Source organism: Candidatus Eisenbacteria bacterium, from assembly GCA_018831195.1.
Taxonomy (GTDB): domain Bacteria; phylum Eisenbacteria; class RBG-16-71-46; order CAIMUX01; family JAHJDP01; genus JAHJDP01.
This window is the reverse complement of sequence record JAHJDP010000037.1, coordinates 68,293-89,089: the sequence shown is the minus strand read 5'-3', so window position 1 is coordinate 89,089 and position 20,797 is coordinate 68,293. Positions and strand designations below refer to the sequence as shown.

The window sequence follows — 20,797 nt, the reverse complement described above, 5'->3', positions numbered from 1 at the left end:
GGGATGCCCTTGCGGACAAAGCGGCTCCAGCGATTCAAGCCGGAAGCCGTGCCGCTGCTCGGAAGGGCAGAAACACCGCTACCTCAACCGCATCTCCGGCCCCCTCATGGATCGTTTCGACCTGCATGTGCATGTCTCTTCCGTCGCATTGGAGGATCTCGAAGGGCATGGCGGCGGCGAGACGAGCGCCGACATCCGCCGGCGTGTTGTTAAAGCGCGCATGATTCAAGCGAAGCGGCAGGGTCCGACATTGTGCAATGCCGCCCTGTGTCCCGAGGATATCAACCGCTGGTGCCGGCCGGATGGGGCGGGGCAGATCACGCTGCGCAAAGCCTTTCGCAAGATGGGACTGAGCGCGCGGGCCTATCACCGCGTCTTGAAGGTCGCCCGGACGATTGCGGATCTGGCGGATGGGGATGGCGCCGGCGCAAACGCTGACTCCGGGGTGAGAGGGTCTGAGGCCGCGCGAACTTTAACAATCGGACCGGAGCCGATTCTGGAAGCGCTGCAGTACCGGCAGGTTGACCGCGTGGAGTAAGTCCGTGTTCCCTGATGCCTTTCATGGTATATTCCAAGGCGGATTGGGAATGGGGCCGGACGAAGGAGTGCGGATCCGCCCCCCCAAAAATCCGAAATTCCGCCATGGAATTTTAGGATCCAACATTTTCTGGAGGCGAGCATGCACAATCGCAGATCAGCTTTATTTTTCGGCCTGTGGACCTTGGTCCTCTTGCTCCCTTTGGCCGGCGCCCGCGCCGCTGACAACGCGAATAATGAATTCGGGACCCTCGACCCCTCAGCCCCGCCGGAAACCGCGCAGTTCGATTTTCTGGTCGGTTCATGGCGTGTCGAAATTGCGTCAAAAGATGTCGAGGGAGGAGACTTGATCATCCATGTGGATTGGACCATTGAATATATTCTCGGCGGCTGGGCGCTCCAAGACAGCTGGAAGGTCTACGACGATAAAGGGCGCGTCTACAATTATGGAACGATGTTCAGATATTTCAACATCGAGCATAAGACCTGGATGATCGTTGAGCAGGTCACTCCCGATCTGAATTTTATCTATATGACGGCAAAGCAAGAAGGGGATCGGATGGTTATGTGGAGGCCCACCGAAGAAAATCTTGATCTGATGGCCGGTCAAGCTGGAAAAAGCTGCGGTTGACCCAAACCCCGATCAGGCGTTAAAATCCTTGTGCCCATCAGGGACGGAAAATTTCTCATTCACACGAAGGAATATTGTCATAAGGAGGACTATGATGACGCGCAAAATGATACGAACGATCGGATATCTGGCGCTCGCATTCGTCTTCTGCGGCTCGGCGGCTCTGGCGGATTCGAACTTCACGATTGAAAATCCGCCCGTGGACTTCGAGGTCATCGACGCGGAGCCGTTCGACGGCGTCGGCGACAACGGACCCTATCCCACTTTCAACGACGCAGTGCTGGGAACGGAAGGTGAAGCCCGGTCAATGGCCGAGTTCGACATCTCCACTTTCAGCGTTCCGCCCGGGGAGGTTATCAGCGCCGCCACATTCGAAATAAGGATCACGGATGTCGGTGTTTTTGGACTGGGTGTTGACGGGGAGATTCCAGACAACTTGTCCGTCGATGGATATGTCGGGAACGGCGTCGCTGAATTGTCTGATTTTCAAGTGGCGGACGGCAATCTTCTCGATGTGATCGCAACGCCGGATCCATGGGTGGGACAAGTCATAAGCTTCGACGTAACATCGTTTGTCATCGATCTTGTCGAGGCCGAGGAGCCGTTCGCCGGATTAACAATACGGGCCGGGAGCTTCGGTGGGTTGATGATGGCAGAGGGCGCTGCTTTTCCGAAACTGACGATCGAGACCATCATCGAGCCCAGCGCAATCGAGCCGATCGATCCGCCGGCCACGCTGCTGGCGGGTCGAAATGCGCCCAACCCTTTTACTGTCTTCACTCGAATCGAATACGATATTCCGGGTGAAAGCGGCCGCCCTTTGATACTGACGATCCACGACGTGACCGGACGCCTGGTTCGCATGCTGCAGAATGTCTCTCAACGTCCGGGTACCTATAGCGTCTGCTGGGATGGCACAAACCAATCCGGGGAGGCCGTTTCCGGCGGTGTTTATTTTTACAGCCTGAACTGGAACGGAAAGAGTGAGACGCGGCGCATGCTGCTGGTCAGATGAGGCGCCGCATGCGATCTTTCCCGCTATATTTGATTCTCATTTCAATCGCCTGCGCCGGGGCCGGCCCGGCCCCGGCCCAGGATATCCTATGGACACAGACGTTCGGCGGCGGCGGGTACGACTACGCCGAGTCGATGGAACAAACCACCGACGGCGGCTTTATCATTGCGGGATACGGTTCCTCCTTCGCCGTCGGTTCGTGGGATGTCTATCTCATCAAGACGGATGAGAGCGGGGATACCCTGTGGACACGCACATACGGTGACGTGAGCACCGATGTTGCGACAGGCGTCACGCAGACCGCCGACGGCGGTTATGCCGTCAGCATGACCGAGGGGATCGGAAATCTGCTGCGAGTGGATGCATCCGGTGATTCGCTATGGACGCGTGATTACGAGATGCAGGCCTATTCGGTGCAGGCAACCACCGACGGGGGCTATATCATTGCCGGGCGCCGCGGCGGCCATTGCTATCTTGTCAAAACCGATGCGGATGGTGATGCCGTGTGGCGCAACGCTTATCCCGGCGGCGAGTATAGCGTGGCCTTCTCCGTGGCCGAGGTCAGCGGCGGCGGGTATGTCACGGGAGGATCGGCCTACACTGGAATCGGCGACTGGGATTATCACATTGTTCGGACGGCGGAAGATGGAACACAACTTTGGAATCGAACCTATGGCCGCGTGCTGGAACCCGATGAGGGCTGGGCGCTCTGCGAATCCGATGACGATGGATTCGTCATTACGGGATTGTTCTTTGCGACACTAAAAGTGGACGCCGCCGGCGACAGCGTGTGGAGCTGCGGCTTCGGCACCGGAGAGATCGGCTGTGCTTTATCGATCTCCCCAACCCTGGATCAGGGCTTTTTAGTCGGCGGCTACGTCAATCCCTATGGTCTGGATGAAGGCGAGTATTACCTGGTCAGAATCGATGGACAGGGCCATCTCTGCTGGGAGCGTTATTATGGAGCGGGCGATGGAAGCTTCGACCATGGTTTCTGCGCCCGGCCGACGCAGGATGGCGCCTACGCCATGGTGGGGTGGTCCGATGCCTTTGGCGCAGGCGATATGGACATCTGGCTTCTGAGGATCAATGTGGAGGGTTCGAGCGTCGGCGCGCCGGATGAATCCCGGGCGCGCCCCACCCTGATCGTGCCGAGCCCCAGCATGGGATCGGCGGAGGCGCATCTATTCTATTTGGTCCCGGAGCCATGTCGGGTTCAGCTCGAGGTTTTCAGCCCTCTGGGCCGGCGATTGTACAAAACCATCCGCCATCACGCGGCGGCCGGGCGCCATGATCTGATCTGGAACCATCGGGGACGGCCCGCTGGGGTTTATTTTGTTCGCCTGAGCAGCGGCGCATCCGTTCAGAGCAGGAAGCTGGTGCTGCTGGGAAATTCAAAGGAGTGAGAATCGGCGGGAAAGCCATGCGTTCAATGAAGGGATAAAAAAAATGAATGTAAAAGACGGTCTTCCGGACTATCTCTATGCGGGCGCGCGGGCCATGGTTATACTCCACGATCACCACCTTCGCAGCTGCTTCGAAATGTGGAAGCGCGCGAAAAGGGCGGGACTGGCCCTTCCGGCCACGGCGGATCCTGACTACGCGTCCTTGGAGACGCTGCTTCTTCATATATGTGCTTGTGCAAGAGGCTACATGGTGTGGATGTGCGACGTGCTGCAACTTCCCGATCCGGGAATCGAACCGGCGCCCGGTAAGGATACGATGGCAGCCGAGGCGAATGACTATATCGATCATCTTGCGATGCGCTGGCAAAGTCCCCTTGCCGGCGTTCCCGAGGACAAGTTCGGCCGGCCGGAGTACGAATCCCGCTGGAAGGTGAAGTATTGTGTGGACGCCATGCTTGAACATGCCGTCATGCATCCCATACGGCATGAGTTTCAATTGGAAGAGCTATTAAAAAAGAGCTTATAAAAAAAGCTTTTAAAACAAAAAGGCCTACAGCGGCTTGCGCATCCGCCGGCCGGCTGCGCACATCCGGAGGCTGGCTTGCGCATCCGCCGGCCGGAATAAAGCGGGCTACCGCTTGCCCCGAAAGTCCCGCATCGCTTTGGATATGGGGATGACCAGCTTCACCCGCCGGCCGCTGAAAGGATGATCGAAGGCCAGGGAATAGGCGCACAACCCCAATCGACGAATCGGGCTTTGGTTCGCTCCGTAGCGCCGGTCCCCGACGATCGGATACCCCATCTCGGCGAGGTGAACGCGGATCTGATGCTTGCGCCCTGTTTCCAAACGGATCTCCAGCAGGGTGTGTTTGGGCAGCACCTTGATCCGCCGGTAATGTGTAACGGCGAGCTTCGCTTCAGGACCCTCCGGGCAGGAATAGACCTTGTGGGCGCGATTCTCCCTGAGCCAGTTGCGAATGGTTCCTTCCGCTTGCGGCGGACGGCCTTCCACCAGGGCGCAGTAGAGTTTTTCCGTTCCCGGCCAGCCGCGCTGCAGGCGCTCCTGCGCTTCCAGGCTTTTCGCAAACAGCATGATCCCCGAGGCCTCCCGGTCCAGGCGGTGCACGATAAAGATCCGCTCCCTCCCTTTGGAGCGGAGTTGCACATATTGATTAAGGCCCTTATACAAAGTCTTGGTTCGTTCTTTGTCCGTGGCGATGGAGAGCAGCCCCGCGGGTTTGTTCACGGCAATCACATGATCGTCTTCGTAGAGAATCGGAAAGGTGGATCCGCTCGTCCTGGCGCCCTGTTGCTTTTGAATTTCGACGGTTTGTTCAGGAAGCACGCTCACATCGCCCCGGGTCACGGTTTCACCATCCAGGGTGACCGCTCCCCGCTGAATCAATTTCCGGACGGTGGTGCGGGAGGCCGGATGGAGCTTTCGGCAGAGCAGTTCGAGGAGCGTTCCTTCTTCTTGAACAGTGAACTTCATGGCGTCCCTTCTGCTAACCCTGTTCGGCTTGCGAGCTTGGCCTCAGTTTAGCATCGCCGCCGCGGGGCCGGTATGCTTTCTTCCATCGAAGACTCCTTGCCCTGGATGACAGAAGGCCCGCGGCTGTATTACTGTGGTCAAATGGCCGTCAAAATTCGTGAATCCCTGAGGCCGGCCGCGACGAAGGGGGTGGAGTGAGAAAGCCAAGGTTCTTTCCTGCCGTTCTGGCTATCGCGGGTGTCACCGCAGGGTTAGCGGTATTCTCCGCCGCCGGCGCGCAAGCGCCGCTGCAAGAAGTTGATCTCGAGCAGGCGATCCGCCTGGCGCTGGACAATGATCCCGCAACGGTGGGCGCCGCTGCAGCGGTTTCATCGGCAAGCGCCGATCTTTTAGAGGCCCGCGGGCTGTGGCTGCCATCGCTGACCATGAGTTCAGGGTACTCCAACTCAAGCGACCAGCGCGTCGATACGGCGACGGGGCGGCTTGTTTCCGAAAGCTACAACGCACAGATCTCGGCCAGCCTCGAGCTATTTTCCGGTGGCCGGCGGATTGTGGAAAACCGCGCCGCCGCGGCCAATCTCAAAGCCGCCGGCGCCGACTATCGTCTGCAGACATTTCAAACGATTCTCCGAACCACCGAGATTTTCTACGATGCCGCCGCCTCCGCCGATCTCCAACGGCTGGCGGAGCAACGCCGCGACCGGGCGCGCCAACAGCTGTCTTTCGCCGAGACGCGCTTTGATTTGGGGACGGCGACCTCATCCGACATGCTTCGGGCCCAGCTGGAAGTCGACAATGCGGAGCTCGGCGTTCTCAACGCGGAGTTGATGCTGCGGACGGCGGCGCTGGCGCTGGGCCGGCAGATCGGGAGGGCCGGCGAAATTCACCCTGTCTCCTCATCCCTCCCCGGGCAGGCGCCGGTTTTGCCGCCGACGGAGAGTCTGATCGAACAGGCGGTCCGGTCATCCCCATCGGTCGTCGCGGCGGAAGCGACCCTCCGCGGCCGGCAGGCCGAACGGCTGGCGGGAATCGCCGACTATCTTCCATCCGCCACATTGAGCGGCGGGTACGATTGGTTTGCTTTCAATTTTCCTCCCGACCAGAGGAGCTGGAACCTTCGCCTTACCGCATCCCTCCCCATTTTTGACCGATTTGGGCGGGAGGCTAATGTACAACGGGCGGCGGCCCGCGAACGATTCGCGGAAGCCGAAGCGCGGGATGCGGTGATGGCGGTGCGGGTCGCGGTCGAATCGGCGACCGGAGAGATCGCGTCGGTGGCGCGCGGGATTGAGATCGCCAACCATGCCAGAGAGCTGGCCTTGGAAGATCTGCGGGTTCTTGAAGAGCGTTACCAGATCGGCGTGGCGACCATCCTCGAACTGCAGACGTCGCAGGTGGCGCTCACGGAAGCGGAGGTCGCCGTGGTGCGCGCGCGCCAGGCGCTGGGCATGGCCGTTGCGCGGCTCGAGGTAGTTCTTGGTGAAAGGATAGAGGTGCGAACCCGTGAGTAAATTCAATATGCGGATGTGTCGTGGCCGTGTCGCCATCCTTGCTGGCGGTCTTGGACTGGCCGCGCTGGCCTGGGGCTGCGGGGGGAAAGGCGAGGCTGCTAATTCGTCCGCCTCCCGGCCCGCGCGAGCGGCATCCGTCGAGGTCGCCACGGTGGAGGCCGGCTCCATCGCCCGCTCATTGACCGTGTCGGGCGTCGTTGAGCCGATTCGAACCGTCGGCGTCAACAGCCAGCTCAGCGGCGCGATTCTCTCTATTCACGCCGAAGAAGGGAACCAGGTTCAGCGAGGCGATCTTCTGGCCCGTCTGGACGACCGTGAACTTCAGGCCCAGTTCGCCGCGGCGGAGGCCTCCTTCCAGGTCACCGAGTCCGCTTTCGAGCGGGCCAAGCAGCTGCGGGATCGCAATGTGATCACCCTTCCCGAGTACGAACGCGAACGCACCGCCTATTCGGCGGCCAAGGCTCAGCGCGACCAGCTTCACACCCGCTTGGAGTTTGCCACCGTGAACGCCCCCATCACGGGCGTCGTCACAGAAAAGGATGTCGAGGCGGGTGACATTGTGGCGCCCCAGACGCGTCTCTTCACACTGGCGGATGTCAGTACGATGGTTGTGCGCGTGCAGATCTCGGAGCTGGACGTCGTCGATCTTCAGGCCGGTGACGAACTCGAGGTCATCCTGGACGCGATTCCGGATCGGCATTTTCAGGGACGGATCCGGCGCATTTTCCCCGCCGCGGATCCCGCGACCCGCCTTGTTCCGGTGGAGGTCGCCCTGGAAGGGGAGACCGCACGCCTGGCGCGCCCCGGATTTCTGGCGCGGACAACCTTTGCGCTCGGCGTCCGCGAAAATGTTCTACTGATTTCAGCATCGGCTCTGGTGCGAGGCGCGGGCTCGGCGGCGGTCTTCGTTGTTGAAGAGGGCAAGGCCCGCCGGCGGATTGTGACGACCGGGTTGACGTCGCAGGGCCGGGTGGAGATTACCTCGGGGCTTGCCCCGGGAGATGTCGTGGTGACCGTCGGCAACAATGCGCTGCAAGACGGCGCGAACGTGCGTATCGTGGACCGCAACAGCGTCGCAAAGCCGGATTCGGCCGCGGCGGTGTCGGAGAAGGGTCGATGAACGGAAGCTCAAAGCAACAGCATAGGGGTCTTTCCAGCTTCTCCATCCGGCGGCCCGTGGGAATCCTCATGCTCACATCGGTCGTCCTGGTTCTGGGCACTTTCTTCCTCGCCCGCCTTCCGCTCGATCTCCTGCCGAGCATCATTTATCCGCAAATCCGCGCGTCGGTGAACGATCGCGGGGTGGAGCCGGAGGTTCTCGAGGAGACGGTGGCCAAACCCCTCGAAGCCGCTCTCGCCACAACCGAGGATCTGGTCCGGCTCGAGACCGAGGTTCAGGAAGGGCGCGTGGGGGTGAACCTTCACTTCTCCTACGGCACCAACATCGATTTCGCGCTCCAAGATGCATCGAAGAATCTGGACCGCGCGCGGGGGAATCTGCCGGAGGAAGCCGATCCTCCCATGATCTTCAAGTTCGATCCATCGCAGATGCCCGTCTACGAGGTGGCGTTTTCCTCGTCGAGCCGCAGCCTGGTGAATCTGCGCGACTGGGTTGAGTACCGCCTGCGACCGCAGCTGCTGACCGTTGAGGGGATCGCGTCGGTGGACGTTGCCGGGGGGCTCGTTCGCGAGATCCAGGTGATCCTGGACCAGGAACGTCTTCGATCCTACGGGCTGACCGTCTCGCAGGTCATCGAAGCGATCCGCGCAGCGAACCAGGACGTGGCGGCGGGCCGGGTGTCCAGCCCCAGCCGCGAGGTCGTCGGCAAAACCGCGGGGAAATTCCGGAATGTGAAAGATGTGGAGTCTGTGCTTCTGCCTGTCGCCGAGGGTGGACGGATCCCCCTGTCGGAGATCGCGCTGGTGCAGGATACGCATCGGGAACAGCGGCTGTGGGCCCGGTTGGACGGGCTCCCGGCCGTCAAGGTCTCCATCAGGAAACAGCCGAACGCCAATACGATGGCGGTGGCCGATCAGGTGGATGAACGGCTCTCGCGCTTGGCGGGCGCCGGGTTCATTCCGGGCGACATTCAGTTTCAGACGATCCAGAATCAGGCCGACTTTATCAGCAGCTCGGTCGGCGCGGTGCGCAACGCCGCCCTGATTGGCGCGGGCCTCGCCATGTTCATCGTGCTGCTTTTCCTCGGATCGCTGCGCAAGACCTTTATTATCGGCCTGGCCATCCCCATCGCGGTTCTGGCGACTTTCACAATGATGGGATTGGGCAAGCTGACCTTGAACATTATGACCCTTGGAGGGCTCGCCCTCGGCGTGGGCCTCTTGATCGATAATTCCATTGTGATGCTCGAGAATATCTTCCGCCACTACGAGGGGGGCAACAAGGATCCCGAGGATGCGGCGCACGTCGGCGCCGCGGAGGTCCAAAGCGCCGTCGTGGCCTCGACCGCAACGAATCTCGCCGCGGTCGTGCCGTTCCTGCTCATCAGCGGGCTCGCGGCGCTCATTTTCAGGGAGCTGATTCTCACGATTTCGTTCGCGATCCTGGCCTCGCTGCTGGTGGCGCTCACCGTTGTCCCCATGTTATCCGCTCAACTTGCGAAGGTCCGGTTCTCGAGCGGGTTGTCCCGGTGGAAGCTGGTCGCGGGCTTCGACCGCACGGTGAATCGGCTGCGCCTGGGATACCGCCGGGTGGCGCCGGTACTTGTGATCCGGTGGCGCTGGGCTGTCCTGTTCGGTGCGGCGGCGGCTTTGGCGGGCATCTTTTTCTGGACGAGGGGGCTTCCCACCGAGTTTCTTCCGCAGGTTGATGACGGCAATGTGAGTGTCAGAATCACCCTTCCCCCCGGCGCCTCCGCCCAGGAGACGAACCGGGTGACCATCGAGGTGGAAGGTCTCATTGCCGGGATGCCCGATGTCCGCGGCGTCTTCGCAACGGCCGGCGGTTTCCTGTGGGGCGGGTCTACGAGTGAGCGATCCGGGAGCGGATCCATCGATGTCATCCTGGCGCCGAAGTCGGAACGCGGCGGGAGCGCCGACAGCTGGGTCCGAGCTCTGCAGGCGAAGATCAACGAGCGGGGATTTCCGGGCGCCCGCATCTTTGTTCGTCCTCCCCGCATCCGCGGGCTGCGGACCTCCACGTCGGGCTCGGCCGTTTCCCTCGATATTCAGGGGGATGATCTGGTAGAGCTGCAGCAGATCGGCGACGAGATCATGCTTCTCCTGAGGGATGTTCCCGGGCTCGAGAACCTTGAGCCGTCGGCGGAAGAGGCAAGCCCGGAGTTGTCGATCGAATTGGACCGGGAACGGGCCTCCTATCTCGGTTTGAGTGTCGCCGCCGTCGGCCAAACCATCCGCACGGCGCTGGACGGCACCGTGGCGACGCAGTTTACCTCCTCCAACCAGGAATACGACCTGCGCGTCATGTTCCCCCGCGAACGGTTCACGAGTTCTGAGGAGCTGGGCTCCATCGCTCTTTTCCCCGGACGGGAGGGAGATGCGCCGGTCTACCTTCGCGATATCGCCACCGTGCGCAACACGCTGGGACCCACGACGATCCTTCGGGAAAACCAGAACCGTGTGCTGCGGCTGACGGGAGATGTGATCTCCGAAGTGGCGAGTGTGGGTGAGGTGAACAATGAGATCCGCGCCAGACTAGCTGAGCTGAGGCTTCCGGATGGCATCGCCGTTCTTGTAGGGGGAGAGGAAGAATCAATTCGTGAGAATAACCGGCAGCTGACCATCGTGGTGCTGCTGGCTGTCTTCCTTGTCTTTGTTGTCATGGCGGTGCAGTACGAAAGCATGGTCAATCCCCTCGTCATCCTGATCGCGATCCCGATGTCGTTGGTCGGTGTGGGAGGGATTCTTCGGGTGACCGGAACACCGCTCAGCGCCCCGGTCTTGCTCGGGGTGATTCTCCTTGCGGGAATTGTCGTCAACAATGCGATCCTTCTGGTGGAGTATACGGAGCGGGGACGGCGGGAGCGCGGGCTGACGCGGGAGCAAGCGGTAGTGGAGGCGGGCGCGGTGCGCCTCCGGCCCATCCTCATGACGACCATCACAACGCTCTGCGGAATGTCTCCGCTGGCGCTGGGAATCGGCCAGGGTTCCGAGCTGATGCGCCCGCTGGCCATCGCCGTGGTCGGGGGGCTCTCGATGTCGACCCTGCTGACCCTTTTCGTCGTCCCGAGCGCCTACCTTATCATTAACAAAGCGGCGGAGCGGCTCGGGAGCTGGCTCACCGGACGGCGGCGGACCGGCGGGGAGGCGCCGTCGGGATCCGAGATCCGGTGAACCGCCCAAGAGGCAGGCTTTCCACCGGAACCCGTTTACTGGTCTTATCGGCGTTCATCCCAACGCTGGCCGTTGCCTTGGCGCTGTGGATTTTGATGTTGTGCCTCTTCATTATTCCGCTGTTTATTGTATATCTTATTAGACGGCACTCCGGAAAATTATCCTACAACAGCAAGGCGGGCCGGCCGGACCCGGGCGATGCTTGTAACTTATATGTTCAACATGATGAAGGCGCATCGAATATTCCATTCGATAGAACCAATGATGTGTCAAAGATAATAGGATGCAATACCAGAAATGTTCAATATCGATGGGATGTCTTTGACAAGGCGCTGAATAAATTGACGCTCCCGCCGGAAAAACCGGTGAAAGCACTCGATTTCGGGGCCGGGTGCCTGCGGGAATCGTATCATCTTGCAAGCCTTGGAATTCATGTGGATGCCGTGGATCTAGATGTTGAACAATTGAAACTGAGTTATGATCAATATGATTGGTCAAGCCTGAAAAGCAAGCCCGTCATGCATGACGCGCGCGAATGGCGGAGCAATCAATCAGGCCGGGAATACGATCTGATCCTGGCGTTCGATGTGCTTGAGCATGTCCACGCACTGGATGACACGGTTGAATTATTGCGGGATCGATTGACGGCCGATGGGATGATGTTCGTCACGGTTCCGAACCGCGTGACGCTTTTTGAAAGATATTGGAGGATGGAGAATAATAGAAGACGACGCAACGGCGTGATGGATACATCCGGCGGGCCGCATGTGAATTTCAAAACGCCGCGCGAGTGGAAACGATTCTTTTCGGGAAAGGGATTTGTTGTCGATGCGCATGAAATGGGAATCGGTTTTTTCGTCAATGATATGTGGCAGGGCTTGTTTGGTGTTCCCATAAGATTATTTCAAGAGCCGATCGTTCGCAAGGGCGCCGCTTTGGCCGGATGGAATTACAAACCTCGTTCCTTTGAGACAATATTCTACCCAAGGTGGCTGATGAAGTATGCCAATGAATTAGACGAAGCTCTTAAATCCGTCTTGAAAGAGCGGTGGGCCTGGAATTTATTCGTCTTACGAAGAGAACCATGAGGCTGCAAATGGATCGTACGGAATCTGCAGCCGGATGGACTGACTATGCAGCCGGATGGATTATTCTGTCATGACGGATAGCCGCCGCAACGGCCTTAATAAAGCGCCTTGATCATTCCCCAATTCGTGCTGCGATTCGGTGTGGGCTGGCAATCCCCCATTCCGGCATACTCCCGAATGCCAAGATCCAGGCAGTTGGGGAAGGCCAGGTTGACAGGGACCCAACCGGTTCCATAGGCTGACCCGGCCGTGACCCTGGTCCGGGGGCAGCCGATGCCGAATCCATTCTCGTCAGCCGCCGTAAAGAAGGCACAAGACCCGGAAGGCCAATTACCCCAATATCCGACAAAGTGCGGTCCGTTTGTAAAAGTACACACTTGATAATTGTGCTGAGAGATTTCGGGCCAGAGGGCTGGGGGATCGGGAATCAGACCTGATATCATATATAGAACATTACCTGGATCGGGTCCTGGCGGGGGATTCCCATCAGCATCGTAGTCCCAAACATAGATATCTATCGATTGGCCGCTGAAATTGCCGACCTGGGTCAGCATGAGTTGGATCCCGCAGACGTAGTCGGCGTCGTAACACTCGGCCCAAGCGCCGTAATTGGGTGGAACGCAGCCGCCGTATCGCCAGCAATAGCCATTCTCGAAGGACTCATCGTCATTTTGGAGAAATGTGGTCCCCGGACAGATTTCTTCCGGTCTTGGAATGATTTGTGTGCCTGCGTGATAACCAAGACTCGTCGCATTTCCATCCTCCGCCGATACGCGGGTCGATGCGAGACCGCTGCAGAGAGATAAGGCCGCCATGAATGACAAGAGCCGTTTCATGTCATCACCTCCAGTGATATTGCACTGATACTCGAGCGCGAACACAAGGTCATGTTTGTCAGCTACATTATACCCTTTAGTGAGTTGGGGACCAAGGCATATTGAGGATCCATGGACGCGCCGCGATTTTCCGGCTGATGGCATGCAACTTATTATGAGCGAGTGAGTAATTAGATCGGATCAATCCACTTTCTGTGTCCGGCGGTGTACCTGAAAATAGAGAGGGAAATCGGCAGATTCCTTATGGACGCTTCTGCTATATGCTCGGGGGAGGTGGGTTCTTGCGAGGGTCGGGTTTTCGAGAGAGGAAGCGCCTCATGGGTTTTCGAGGAGTTGGAAGAGACGTCTTGAAATTGTGGGTCTCTATAATCGTCGTCGTTTTGGCCGGTCATCTTGCGGCCTGTGGGTCCGGAGACGAGAAGGCTTCCCACGGCGACCGCCGGGGCGCCTGGAGTGGCGGCGGAAGTGAGGCGGCCCTGCCGGTGAAGACTCAGCCCGTTGAACGCGGAGAGATGTCCAGTTACATCGAGACCCATGCCCGCCTCGAGGCGGAGCGGTGGATTGAGGTGGTGTCACGGGTTCAAGGGCTCGCCAGACAACTTGCCGCTGAAGAGGGCGATGTCGTGCAGGCCGGTCAGCTGCTCCTGCAATTGGAAAAGGACGAGCTTCAACTCGCCGTTGAACAGGCGACAATTGATCGGGATCAAACAGAAGCCAACTTCAAACGGGCGGAAACACTGCAGGGCCGGGAATTGATCAGCGCAGAAACGCTGGAAACCGCCCGCACGGCGTTCGAAAACGCCGAAGTCGCCCTGGACCAAGCCAAGCTGCAGCTCGAGTACTCCAATATACGCTCGCCGATTGATGGGGTCGTCATGGAGCGTCATGTCGAGCGCGGGGATCTGGTCCACTCCAATGACGTTGTCTATGTTGTGGCCGATCTCGAGCCGCTGCAGGCCCGGATCCGAGTCCCTGAGAAACGGATGATGCAATTGTGCGCAGGCCAGCAGGCCCGGATCACCGTCGATCCGGCGCCCGATCGCGTTTTCCCGGCGACGGTTCGAATGATTAACCCAGGCGTCGATCCCTCCAGCGGCACGGTAAAAGTGACCCTAGATGTCCCCTCCGCCGGCGGATTGTTAAAGCCGGGCATGTTCGCCACGGTGCGGATTGTGACCGATCTGCGCGAGAACACCCTCATCATCCCCAAGAAATCCCTGGTGCTTGAAACAGATGACGATGACGTCTTCGCCGTGCGTGACGGGCGCGCGCAGCGGGTGCGGATCAAGCTCGGCTATACCGACGGCGATCGGGTCGAGGTGTTGTCCGGATTGACCCCCGATGACCGGGTGATCACCGTTGGTCATGAGGGGCTCAAAGAGGGCGCCGCTGTGCGGGATGTCGGGATAGAGGCCGCCGCCGACACAACAAATTTGAAAAGTCCCTCCGATCGCCAGCCTTCGGATGCAGAGACGCAAGAGGAACGCCGCGAGCGGCCGAAACGAGGGACCCATTGAGACTGGTCGATTTTTCGACGTCGCGCCGCGTCACCGTTACCATGATCATGGTCGCCGTGACGGTCTTCGGCATGGTCGGCTTCTCCCGCCTATCGATGAATCTCCTGCCCGACATCGTTTATCCGACGATAACGATCCGTACGGAATATCCCGGAACCGCGCCGGCTGAAGTTGAGCGATTGATCTCGGAGCCGATCGAGGGACTGGTCGGCGTGGTCAGCAATGTGGTGCGCGTCAGTTCCGTCTCCCGCCCCGGGTTATCCGATGTCATCGTCGAGTTCAAGTGGGGCACCAAGATGGATTTTGCCTCCCTCGATATCCGCGAGAAACTCGATCTCGTCAGTTTGCCGCAGGATGCGGGCAACCCCATTCTCCTAAGATTCGATCCCTCGCTTGATCCGATATTGCGGATCGCCCTATATGGCGGAAACAGTTTGATGGAGCTGCGCCGTGTCGCGGAGGATCGGATCCGCCTGGACCTGGAAAGTCTCGAGGGTGTCGCCGCGGTGCGCGTGGAGGGGGGGCTGGAAGAAGAAATCCATGTGGAGATCGAGACGCAGCGGCTGGACGCGCTCGGGATACCGATCAGCCAGGTGACAGAGCGGCTGGCGGCGGAAAATGTGAACCTCACCGGCGGGTTACTGAAGGATGGTGAGGCCGAATTTCTCGTGCGGACGTTGAATGAGTACTCCAGTCCCCAAGATATGGAAGAGATCGTCATAGCCCAGATCGACAGCGCGCTCATCAAGTTGTCGGATGTGGGGACGGTGACGCGCGGTCATATTGAGCGTGATGTTGTCACACGGATCAACGGGCGCGAAGGCGTCGAAATCGCCGTCTTCAAGGAGGGGGACGCCAATACGGTCAGCGTATCGGCGACGGTGCGGGAGCGTCTCGCGGAATTCCAGAGCCGTTTCGGCGATCTGCTGGGGGATGCCGAGGTCACCATTGTCGTCGATCAAGCGACTTTTATCGAGCAATCGGTCGGCGAAGTTCTCAATACGGCCGTCATCGGCGGTATCCTCGCCGTTCTCATTCTCTTTCTCTTCCTGCGCCGGTTAAAAGGCACCACCATCATCAGCTTGTCCATTCCGATTTCAGTGATTGCCACTTTCTTTCTCATGTACGCCACCGATGTAAGCCTGAATGTCATGTCGCTCGGTGGATTGGCCCTGGGCATTGGTATGCTTGTCGACAGCTCGATCGTGGTGCTTGAAAATGTACAACGCCACCGTGAGCTGGGGGTCTCATCGCTCGCGGCGGCGCGTGAGGGCACCAGCGAGGTAAGCCGGGCCGTTATCGCGTCGACGCTGACAACGGTCTGCGTTTTTGTCCCGATTGTTTTTGTAGAAGGTGTCGCCGGCCAGCTCTTTCGCGACCAGGCGCTGACCGTAACCTATTCGTTGCTGGCTTCGCTGGTCGTGGCGCTGATGCTGATTCCCATGCTGTCGTCGATTGAGATGCGGCCGCTCAGCGATGAAGAAAGAAAACGATCCACCGGCATCGGTGTGCGTGGGCCGGCCTCCTTTCTGAGAGGCCTATCAAGGTTATTGCGGATCATCGGAAAAGGAATATCGCTGCTCTTGACACCTCTGTATCGGGGTTTTGATGCCGTCTATGGCGCATTGGCGTCTGTTTATCCGGTGGTCTTGCGTTGGTGCCTTAAAAGACGGTTTTTAACAATCGGCTCGTTCCTGTTGATCTCAGCGGTTGTGTTGTTCCAAGCTCGAACCCTCGGTGTCGAGCTGATTCCCGAGATGAGCCAGGGCGAATTTCTCGTCGATCTGGAGTGGCCGGCCGGGACGCCTCTGGAGGAGACGACGGTTCTGGTGTCTCAAATCGATAGCATGATTCTCGATCTGCCCGGTATCAGCACCGTTTTCAGCCAGATCGGAGCGAGCGGCCAGACCGGAGGTTTTGCCGACGAGAAAAAGGAGAACCTCAGCCAGCTCTTTATACGCCTGGGGCCGGGCGCCGCAAGGGGCGATGAAGAAAAGGCAATGGATCAGGTGCGCCTGCTCTTGGCCGATGTGCCCGCCCTCGATTACAAATTTTCCCGGCCGTCCTACTTTTCATTCCGTACACCGATTGAGGTGGAGATCACCGGTTATAATTTAGAGACCCTGACATGGCTGGCCTCTGAAGTCGCCGGACGGATGCGCGAGATTCCAGGCCTGGTGGATGTCAAATCGAGCGCAGAGGGGGGGCAGCCTGAGATCCAGATTGTCTTTGACCGCACCCGTGTCGCTGATCTGGGAACGACGATTCAAAACATCGGCGAGTTATTGCGAAATAAGCTTCAAGGCGAGATCTCCACAGAGCTAATCGAGCAGGACCGGCACATTGCGGTTCGCGTCCGTGCGGTTGAGGCGGAACGCCGATCGGTCGACGACCTGCGGCGGATGATCATCAGTCCGGCATCCTACCCGGTTCCGGTGGCGCTCGAAGCCGTAGCTGAGGTCGGAATTGTTGAAGGGCCTGCTGAGATCCGCCGCCTTGACCAGGAACGGGTTGTTGTCATCACCTCTAATCTTACCGGGCGCGATCTGGGGAGCGTGGTTGCCGATATCAAAGCCGCGACGGCGGGGATCGCTCTGCCGGATGGATTTGCCATCACCATCGGCGGGCAGAATGAGGAGATGGGGCGTTCCTTCGACAGCATGAAGTTCGCACTCGCTCTGGCGGTTTTCCTTGTCTATCTCGTCATGGCCTCCCAGTTTGAATCACTGCTGCATCCACTGGTCATCATGTTCACCATTCCCCTCGGCATGGTGGGAAGTTTTCTCGCTTTGCTGCTGCTGGGCGAAACGATCAGCGTCGTCGTATTGATCGGCCTCATCATGCTTGCCGGGATCGTCGTCAATAACGCCATTGTGCTTGTCGATGCGGTGAATCAATTGCGCCGGCGCGGCGGCATGGAAAAGTTTGAGGCGGTCGCCAAGGCCGGTGTTTTGCGGATGCGGCCGATTCTCATGACGACTTCAACAACGGTGCTGGCCCTGCTGCCGATGGCCTTGGGAATCGGTGAGGGGGCCGAGATCCGGGCGCCGATGGCGATCACGGTTATCGGCGGGCTGCTGTTGTCGACGGTTCTGACCCTCGTGGTGATCCCCGTCGTCTATACCGTTCTGGACCGGTCACGATGAAACTGGCGCGATTCGCCGTCGAACACCCGGTAACCCTCGGGATGCTGATTCTCTCGGCCATCGTTCTCGGTGTGATCTCTGTCGGGCGGATTCCGCTTGAATCGTTTCCAAGCCTTTCTTCAACATCGGTTTCGGTAAGTGTGAACTATCCGTCGGCCTCCCCTGAAGAAATAGAGCGCAAAATCACCATTCCCCTTGAACAATCTTTGGCGCTGCTTGAAAACCTCGAAACGATTAGCTCAAGCTCGGGCAACAATTCATCAAATGTAAGGATTGAGTTTACTTCCGGCACTGATATGGATTTGGCGGTGCTCGCGGTGCGTGACCGGGTCGATCAGACACGGGTGCTGCTGCCTCCAGAGATAGACAATATCAGAATCCGCAGATGGCAAACCGACGACAGCCCGATCCTCGATGCCGATCTCGCCTGGAAGGGGGAGGAAGGGCGGCTTTTCGATATTGTGCGCAAGGTGGTTGAACCGCGGCTTCTGCGTATTGATGGAGTAGCCAATGTCACGATTGATGGAATCGAGGAAAAGCAGCTCATTGTAGAACTCGATCAACAGCGGCTTGAATCCCATAATATCTCTCTGAATTTTCTGGCTCAGCAACTCCGCGCAAATAATGTTAACATTTCGGTAGGCCGGGTTCTGGACGCCGGATTGCGCTATCAGACCCGCGCTCAGGGGGAGTTCCAGCTTGTCGACGAGATCGGTGATTTGCCGATTCCCGGAAGAAATTTAAAACTATCTGATCTTGGACGCGTTACCTACGGCTATCCGGAGAAAACCCGATACGAGCGGCTCAATGGCCATGACGCCGTAGAGATCGAGATCTACAAGGCGTCGACGGCGAATGTCGTCGACGTAGCTAAGGCCGCCCGGGCGGCGCTGCTGGAGATCAGTGCGGAAAATGAAGAACTCGATATCCGGGTGACTCGGGACCGCGCCGAGATGGTCCTCGGCGAGTTGAACAAGCTTACGGATACAGCGCTGCTCGGCGGTTTCCTCGCCGTTGTCATCATCTTCCTTTTTCTCCGCAGTATTCGCAGCACCATTGTCATTGGTATGGCGATTCCCTTATCCGTCTGTTGCGTTTTCATCGGTATCTATATCGCCCGGGAGTTCTTTGGTTCGCCTATCACATTGAACTTGGTTTCTATGATGGGACTGATGCTCGCCATTGGTATGCTCGTCGACCCGGCCGTTGTGACCCTGGAGTCCATTTTCCGCCGGCAAGAGGAAGAAGGCGAGGAGCCGAGGAAGGCCGCCATCCTGGGCACCAAGGAGGTCGGCATGGCCGTTGTGGCCTCAGCTTTGACCACCATGTGCGTTTTTATTCCCTTCTTCTTTCTCAGCTCGAGCCGCATGTCGCGCTGGATGGGTGACGCGGGTTTAACGATTTGCCTGGCCATTGCTGTCTCAACTCTTGTGGCGTTGACCGTGATCCCATTGGCCAGTTCGCGTCTGTTCCATTCGAAGTATGCCCGCTATGACGGCCGTTTAAAGATCATTGTTCTTAGCGCCCTTTTGGCGGGCGGAATCTGGAAGCTGACGGATATCGGCTGGAAAGGGATCCTGGCGTGGTTCCACACGACCGGCGCCCGCGTCCTCGCATCGATCACGGGGATGGAGTGGACGACAGGGCTCGGCTTGCTGCTGTTACTGCTGGCGCTAGCGGTCCTAATCCGGTATTTACGCCGGCATGGCATGCGGACATCCTATGTTCAACTCCTGGGCTGGACCCTGAATCACCGGCTTATCACAATGATTGCCGCCGTCGCGCTAATGGGTTCCGGGATTTTTTTGTATAGCCGGATTGAGCAACATGGATCGCCCCACCAGCCGGAACGGCGTGTCGACATCACCGTGGAGGCCGAACGAAGTTACAGCCTGGGGGAGGTCGATTCCCTTTTCCACGGCATCGAGCAGGATCTCTTGGCCAATGCGAGCCCATTGGATCTGGAATCGATATCCACAAGAATTAATCAACGGGGCGGCCGGATTACGGCCCGGTTGGTTGATGCGGATGAAGGACGCCTCTCGACCATGGAGGCCGGCATGGCGATTCGCCGGCGGCTTCCCGAACAGGTTGGGATAGTGTACAAAATGGGCCGCGAACGCGGCTGGTCCGGCGAGGGGCTTGGAGTCGAGGTGCAACTCAAGGGAATCGATCCCGATGTGCTCGAAGTCCTTTCTCAAGATGTGAAGGCCCAGATGGCCCAACTACCGGGCGTTGTCAGCGTGGATACAAGCCTCGAGAATGGGGAAGAAGAAATCCAGGTTGCGGTGGATCGAGAACAGACTCTTTCGTACGGATTGTCGCCGCAGGATGTCGCGACAACAATCTCAACAGCCCTCGGTGACCGCAGGACAAGCAGCTTCAAATCGCCGGAACGGGAGATAGGGATCGTTCTGCAGCTCGAGGAGGAGGATCGTGTCAGCCTTGAGCAACTGAAAAACACGACCTTTGAAGGCCGTAATGATAACCCTGTTCAATTGGCGGCCCTGGCCGACTTTCATTTTGCTGAAAGTCCCAAATCGCTTCAGCGCCAAGAACGCCAGCAGACATTGACGATTTTCGCCAACACCCGGGGCCAGCAGGAGGCCTTTGCTCTGAATGAGCCGGTCGTCGCTCTGATGGAATCAATCAGTTTGCCACCCGGTTATACATGGGATCTGGGCCGTCAGGCGCGCTGGATGCAGGAAGATGCGCAAGATAATAATTTCACCCTGCTCTTCGCCGTTTTGCTGATCTATTTGATCATGGCTTCATTGTTTGAGTCGCTGATTCACCCTTTTACAATTATGTTTGCTATTCCATTTTCTTTGATTGGTGTTTCCATAGGTCTTTGGGCGCTGCATGTGCCGCTTGATAACAACGGCATGCTCGGTATGCTGATTCTCTTCGGCATTGTCGTTAATAACGGCATCGTATTGATCGATCACATTAATCAATACAGACGCGCCGGTATGGCGCGGCGTGAAGCGATTCTGCGCGGCGGCCAGAACCGCATGCGTCCAATCCTCATGACCGCCGCAACCACCATCCTCAATCTGATGCCTCTCGTTCTTCCAATGGTCTACGGCACATCCGAGGGGTTCGCCCGGCGCTGGGGTCCGGTCGGGCTTGTCGTGGTGAGCGGCCTCGCGACATCGACCATCCTGACGTTGGTTCTGGCGCCGACATTATATTCGCTGCTCGATGATCTGGGTTTGTGGGTGCGCCGGGTGGTGCGGACGGCGTGGCGCTAATCTATAACACTCTGTGTTATTTGCAATAGAAGGAGCGCACAAGAGGAGGTTCA

At 58.6% G+C, this 20,797-nt stretch carries 14 protein-coding genes; 12 read left to right on the top strand and 2 right to left on the bottom strand.

Annotated elements, in window-relative coordinates; translation table 11 throughout:
- From KJ970_07850 to KJ970_07830, 5 genes are all read left to right on the top strand, one after another.
- A partial coding sequence (locus tag KJ970_07850) for an ATP-binding protein (protein ID MBU2690829.1) occupies window positions 1-538 on the top strand: 538 nt, incomplete at its 5' end.
- Window positions 539-679: 141 nt separating this feature from the next.
- Window positions 680-1,168 carry a hypothetical protein gene (locus tag KJ970_07845; GenBank protein MBU2690828.1) on the top strand — a complete coding sequence of 163 codons (489 nt, stop codon included), beginning with the start codon at window positions 680-682 and terminating at the stop codon, window positions 1,166-1,168.
- Between the two features lie 91 nt (window positions 1,169-1,259).
- The gene (locus KJ970_07840; GenBank protein ID MBU2690827.1) at window positions 1,260-2,183 is read left to right on the top strand and encodes a hypothetical protein; all 924 of its coding nucleotides are present in this window, start codon (window positions 1,260-1,262) and stop codon (window positions 2,181-2,183) included.
- An 8-nt stretch (window positions 2,184-2,191) separates the two neighbouring features.
- Complete coding sequence (locus KJ970_07835; GenBank protein ID MBU2690826.1) at window positions 2,192-3,589, top strand: T9SS type A sorting domain-containing protein; 1,398 nt, start codon at window positions 2,192-2,194, stop codon at window positions 3,587-3,589.
- Window positions 3,590-3,632: 43 nt separating this feature from the next.
- On the top strand, window positions 3,633-4,115 hold the full coding sequence (locus KJ970_07830; GenBank protein ID MBU2690825.1) for a hypothetical protein: 483 nt from the start codon (window positions 3,633-3,635) through the stop codon (window positions 4,113-4,115).
- A gap of 105 nt (window positions 4,116-4,220) precedes the next feature.
- Here KJ970_07830 and KJ970_07825 read toward each other — a convergent pair whose 3' ends face one another.
- Window positions 4,221-5,081 (bottom strand): RluA family pseudouridine synthase, encoded by an 861-nt coding sequence (locus KJ970_07825; GenBank protein MBU2690824.1) that lies wholly within the window; start codon window positions 5,079-5,081, stop codon window positions 4,221-4,223.
- 194 nt (window positions 5,082-5,275) lie between these two features.
- Between KJ970_07825 and KJ970_07820 the strand changes: the two genes are divergently transcribed.
- Genes KJ970_07820 through KJ970_07805 form a run of 4 tightly spaced genes read left to right on the top strand, consistent with a single transcriptional unit; the run spans window position 5,276 to window position 11,991 of the window.
- Window positions 5,276-6,592 (top strand): TolC family protein, encoded by a 1,317-nt coding sequence (locus KJ970_07820; protein ID MBU2690823.1) that lies wholly within the window; start codon window positions 5,276-5,278, stop codon window positions 6,590-6,592.
- The gene (locus KJ970_07815; protein ID MBU2690822.1) at window positions 6,585-7,712 is read left to right on the top strand and encodes an efflux RND transporter periplasmic adaptor subunit; all 1,128 of its coding nucleotides are present in this window, start codon (window positions 6,585-6,587) and stop codon (window positions 7,710-7,712) included. Before KJ970_07820 ends, KJ970_07815 begins: the two co-directional genes overlap by 8 nt.
- A complete protein-coding gene (locus KJ970_07810; protein ID MBU2690821.1) occupies window positions 7,709-10,903 on the top strand; it encodes an efflux RND transporter permease subunit in 3,195 nt (1,064 codons plus the stop codon). Before KJ970_07815 ends, KJ970_07810 begins: the two co-directional genes overlap by 4 nt.
- A complete protein-coding gene (locus tag KJ970_07805) occupies window positions 10,900-11,991 on the top strand; it encodes a class I SAM-dependent methyltransferase (protein ID MBU2690820.1) in 1,092 nt (363 codons plus the stop codon). The genes KJ970_07810 and KJ970_07805 overlap by 4 nt, the downstream gene beginning before the upstream one ends.
- Before the next feature lie 95 nt (window positions 11,992-12,086).
- Here KJ970_07805 and KJ970_07800 read toward each other — a convergent pair whose 3' ends face one another.
- Window positions 12,087-12,827 (bottom strand): hypothetical protein, encoded by a 741-nt coding sequence (locus KJ970_07800; GenBank protein MBU2690819.1) that lies wholly within the window; start codon window positions 12,825-12,827, stop codon window positions 12,087-12,089.
- A 317-nt stretch (window positions 12,828-13,144) separates the two neighbouring features.
- On the opposite strand from KJ970_07800, the gene KJ970_07795 reads away from it, so the two are divergent.
- Genes KJ970_07795 through KJ970_07785 form a run of 3 tightly spaced genes read left to right on the top strand, consistent with a single transcriptional unit; the run spans window position 13,145 to window position 20,744 of the window.
- Complete coding sequence (locus KJ970_07795; GenBank protein ID MBU2690818.1) at window positions 13,145-14,344, top strand: efflux RND transporter periplasmic adaptor subunit; 1,200 nt, start codon at window positions 13,145-13,147, stop codon at window positions 14,342-14,344.
- Window positions 14,341-17,490, top strand: a complete 3,150-nt coding sequence (locus tag KJ970_07790) for an efflux RND transporter permease subunit (GenBank protein ID MBU2690817.1) — start codon at window positions 14,341-14,343, stop codon at window positions 17,488-17,490. The genes KJ970_07795 and KJ970_07790 overlap by 4 nt, the downstream gene beginning before the upstream one ends.
- A complete protein-coding gene (locus KJ970_07785; GenBank protein ID MBU2690816.1) occupies window positions 17,487-20,744 on the top strand; it encodes an efflux RND transporter permease subunit in 3,258 nt (1,085 codons plus the stop codon). The genes KJ970_07790 and KJ970_07785 overlap by 4 nt, the downstream gene beginning before the upstream one ends.
- Window positions 20,745-20,797 lie beyond the last annotated feature (53 nt).

What these genes read in the sequence shown, in the direction of transcription:
- KJ970_07845 (MBU2690828.1), top strand. Translation starts at nt 680, where the DNA reads ATGCACAATCGCAGATCAGCTTTATTTTTCGGCCTGTGGACCTTGGTC.
- KJ970_07840 (MBU2690827.1), top strand. Translation starts at nt 1,260, where the DNA reads ATGATGACGCGCAAAATGATACGAACGATCGGATATCTGGCGCTCGCA.
- KJ970_07835 (MBU2690826.1), top strand. Translation starts at nt 2,192, where the DNA reads ATGCGATCTTTCCCGCTATATTTGATTCTCATTTCAATCGCCTGCGCC.
- KJ970_07830 (MBU2690825.1), top strand. Translation starts at nt 3,633, where the DNA reads ATGAATGTAAAAGACGGTCTTCCGGACTATCTCTATGCGGGCGCGCGG.
- KJ970_07825 (MBU2690824.1), bottom strand. Translation starts at nt 5,081, where the DNA reads ATGAAGTTCACTGTTCAAGAAGAAGGAACGCTCCTCGAACTGCTCTGC.
- KJ970_07810 (MBU2690821.1), top strand. Translation starts at nt 7,709, where the DNA reads ATGAACGGAAGCTCAAAGCAACAGCATAGGGGTCTTTCCAGCTTCTCC.
- KJ970_07800 (MBU2690819.1), bottom strand. Translation starts at nt 12,827, where the DNA reads ATGAAACGGCTCTTGTCATTCATGGCGGCCTTATCTCTCTGCAGCGGT.
- KJ970_07795 (MBU2690818.1), top strand. Translation starts at nt 13,145, where the DNA reads ATGGGTTTTCGAGGAGTTGGAAGAGACGTCTTGAAATTGTGGGTCTCT.
- KJ970_07785 (MBU2690816.1), top strand. Translation starts at nt 17,487, where the DNA reads ATGAAACTGGCGCGATTCGCCGTCGAACACCCGGTAACCCTCGGGATG.